The 599-nt window shown below is 41.1% G+C and carries 1 pseudogene; it reads left to right on the top strand.

What is annotated here, in order from left to right:
- Positions 1-599: pseudogene (locus tag GW12_RS11200) on the top strand (IS4-like element ISAbe18 family transposase); the annotation flags it as partial.

Genomic DNA, 599 nt, shown 5'->3' with positions numbered 1-599 from the left:
TTGATGTCTCAATTCTCTTGTAGGCAAAGTCTGAGAGATATTCAGTCCAATTTGGAGTGCCAACAGGAAAAGCTAAGTCATCTCGGAGCAAAGTCTATTCCCCGAAGCACGCTGGCACGAATCAATGAGCAGCAGCCTGCTGCCTTGTATCAACAGCTATTTTACAAGTTGCTTAAATACTATGAACACTCAAAAGTAGCTCATAAATTTCGCTTTAAGAATCCCTTGTATTCCTTGGATGCCAGTCATATTAACCTGTCGCTTTCCTTATGTGAATGGGCCAAAGTTCACGACTCAAAAGCCAGCATGAAACTCAGCATAGGATTGAATCACAGCAATGATATTCCTGAGTTTGTTGCAGTTGAAAATGGCAAAGAAAATGACATGGTACAAGGCCGCAAATTCCAGTTTCCTGCTGGCAGCATTGTAGTTTTTGATAAAGGCTATGTCGATTACCAATGGTATGCAAATCTGACTGCTCAAAACATTGGATTTGTCACACGTTTTAGGCCTAAATCTGTGTATCAGGTAATCCAGCAACATCCAGTGCTTGAATCCAAAGGTATTCTAAAAGATGAAACCATTCAGCTGAATAGCGC

It is taken from the genome of Acinetobacter sp. HR7 (assembly GCF_000773685.1).
GTDB lineage: Bacteria > Pseudomonadota > Gammaproteobacteria > Pseudomonadales > Moraxellaceae > Acinetobacter > Acinetobacter thermotolerans.
Note: the sequence above shows the minus strand (reverse complement) of the source record. Positions and strands in the feature narration are given on the sequence as shown.